This window comes from Cupriavidus sp. KB_39 (assembly GCF_052114485.1).
Classification (GTDB): Bacteria; Pseudomonadota; Gammaproteobacteria; order Burkholderiales; family Burkholderiaceae; genus Cupriavidus.
In genome coordinates this window covers 1-2,862 of the sequence record NZ_JBFREV010000096.1, presented here as the reverse complement: position 1 = coordinate 2,862, position 2,862 = coordinate 1, and the positions used below count along the sequence as shown (strand labels likewise).

The window sequence follows — 2,862 nt, the reverse complement described above, 5'->3', positions numbered from 1 at the left end:
GCAAAGCAGGTCGACGCTCTCGGCGAAGAGGCTCTTCTGCAGCGACGTCTTGCCTTCCGCATCGGCCGCGCCACGAATGCGGCTGCCGTCGTCGCGGAGCACGGCATACGACTCATGGCTGGCGGGCTCGTCGTCGAACGGCCAGCGGACCGTGAACGCTTCATCGAACTCCGCGTGCTTCCACGTATTCATCGCCTGAGAAAGCGACTGCTTTATCGTCTGCTGATAGGAAGCCGATCGGATGATCCGGTCGCCGCGCGTGCCGTCCTCGATGCCCGTGAGCGACAGCCGCAGGAATGAACCGCCGCACTTCAGCAGCAGTTCCTTTTCGGCCTCGATGACCACCCTGCCGTTGGCGCTGCTGATGGTCACGTTGCGGTCGGCCAGCAGACGCATGTCGTCGCTCTGCGCCTGGATGTCGATGGGTCCCCGCGCGGCGAACAGCTTGATGCCGAGCTTYTGCGCGAAGATCGACACCAGCTCGCCGGCGGCGACGGTGAAGCGCTTCAGCGCGCTGAAGTCCGCGTGGCCACCCGATGTGCCGATCAAGTTCTGGCTCGCGCTCAGTTGCAGGTCGCCGCCAGACGCCAGCGCCATGCCGGCCGGGGCGCTGGCCAGCAGGCCGGCCTGCTTGAGGGTGTCCAGCGTGTTGTCGAGCAGCGCCTTCTGGCGGCCGTAGTCTGCCGCCACCGCCTGTGCCGCCTGCGCGGCGGAGGCCAGCGCTTCGGCCTGACTGAGTGCCTGCTGGAGCAAACCCCGGGCCGCGTCCATGCCGAGCTGTGGGCCCTTGGCGCTGGGCTGGTCGTCCGCCGACAGGAACAGGCCCTTGCCGCCCCGGATCGCACCCCATCCGGACGTGCGCAGCTCGAAGCCCTCGCCGCGCTTCTGCCGCTTGTCGTCGACGAGATAGCCAAGATTCAGCTGCGACTTGCGCGCAAAGTCGGTGGAGAGCTTGACGCCCTCCTGCCCCTCCCAGTCCTCGAAGCGCAGCTTGTTATTGCTCTGGGTGCGGATCACGTTGCGAGACAGCCAGCGGTCCCGGTTGGTGATCAGGTCCTCGTGCTGGCTGTTGTGCTGCACGTGGGCGATGTATGGCTTGTTCGGATTGCCGTCGCGGAAGGCCACGTCCACATAGGTGCCATCGACGAGCGGGAAGTGGAAGCCGGTCTGCCTCGCCCCGGCGAACGGCTTGGCCAGCGCCAGCGGCACGCTTTCGCCGCCATTCGGCCAGGTGTCGAAATCGAGGTCGAAGCGGACCGTGTAGTGCCCCTGCTGCGTCAGGTAGGCGTACTTGTACTGGCCCGGCGAGGTCACGCGGGCAGACAGCGTGCCCTGGATCCTCGGCCAGCGGTCTTCGGCCAGCGGCAGGCGGAAGCGCCGGTCAGAGGGAATGGCCTTGAAGGTGTTGCGATAGGCGGCATCGCGCGCGCCGGTGTGGATAACCTCGGTGATGACCTGCCCGTTCGGCGCCTCCGCCAGCGCCAGATCCATGCGGAGGATGCGCGCCGGGCGCAGGTCCAGCACGTTACTCTCGCCCGAGAACACCAACTGGCCGGCCATCGCCGCTTCATGGCGTAGCTGCGCCTCCCACTTGCCGCCCTCGAAGTCCAGATGATGGGTGCCGAAGACATAGGACTGCCCGTAGGTCGTCGTCTCCTTGCGCGCGACGTTGGCCTCGCCGGTGAAGCGCTCCCACGCGCTGCCCGGGTGGTAATCGGCCACGCGAAATGACGCCGCCACGGTCGTCGCATGAGATTGCAGCGCCAGCACCGCCTCCACGCCCGCCTCCAGCCCGGCGGTTTCGCGGTACGGCACGCGCAGTTCCGGCTGGTAGAGGTAATGGTCGATGTCATCCCCGAACACCAGCATCTCGCCGAACTTGCCGGGCACGAAGTAGCTGTACAGCCCCTCCTGCTCCATCAGCAGCCGGATGTAGGCCCAGTCGGACATCTGGTACTGGAAGCGGAACGCGTGCTGCGGATACTTGCGGCGCAGCCGGAAGGCGAACTGATGGCCCTGCAGGTCGTGCCGGCGCAGGATGGCCTCGATGATCTGCGGCGCGGTCTGGTGCTGGTAGATGCGACTGGCCTGCGTAAGCTTCAGCCGTGCGGCGAGCGGTTCGACCACGGCCTCGTAGCTGAACAGGTCGCGGGAGCGCTGGAGCCGGCTGAGCCGGGTGATGCAGCCGGCGAACTGGCGCGGCGCGGCCCCGTCGATGGGGTCGCCATGGTCAATGCGGAAGGTGGCGGCCTTGCCGAGATAGTCGGCACGCTCGAGTTCGAGCGGGTGCGTGAACTGCACCGTGACGACGTAGGTCTCGCCAAGCCGTTCTTCGGCAGTGAATGACACCACCGACAGCGCGGCGGCATTGGCGGCGCCGGGCACGTCGAGGTAGTAGACCTGCCTCCTCTTCAGCCGGGCGTCGCCGTCGTCCGCCCAGTATTCCTTCCGCTGCGCTATTGCTTCCACTTCCTTCCCCATCGACTCGGATTTGCGGCAGAACCGTACTCCGTTTCGATGGCGCCGGAAGCGCCCAAAGCGCGCTGTTTGCGCTACGTCATGTGTGACTAATTGCTTGAATTTCCTAGGCTTTCTCGGAATTACCTGAGGTCAGGCCGGCGCCTTCCCAGGCGCCCGATCTATCGGCCTAGCTTGCAGCCACGGTCCAGGAAATCGCTGGCATGGCCGTTGTTGGCCGGCGCGAGAGCGACCGGCTCATCCACGACGACAAAGCCGCCGCCCGCGTAAGCGAGAAAGATGCCGCGGTCCTGCGTGTCGCCGGCGGTGCCCGCCGTTTCGCGATGCACCTCATCGAACGGATTGAAGGCCAGCACCGGCTGGTCCGCCGGCACGCGCTTCGCC

General features: G+C 66.4%; 2 protein-coding genes. Both read right to left on the bottom strand.

The features are described 5' to 3' along the window. Window positions 1-2,481: type VI secretion system Vgr family protein (locus AB4Z27_RS28635; protein ID WP_441645932.1), on the bottom strand; the 2,481-nt coding region annotated here is incomplete at its 3' end. 158 nt (window positions 2,482-2,639) lie between these two features. After that, window positions 2,640-2,862, bottom strand: a 223-nt coding sequence (locus AB4Z27_RS28630) for a CDP-diacylglycerol diphosphatase (protein ID WP_441645931.1), incomplete at its 5' end; no start/stop codon positions are given.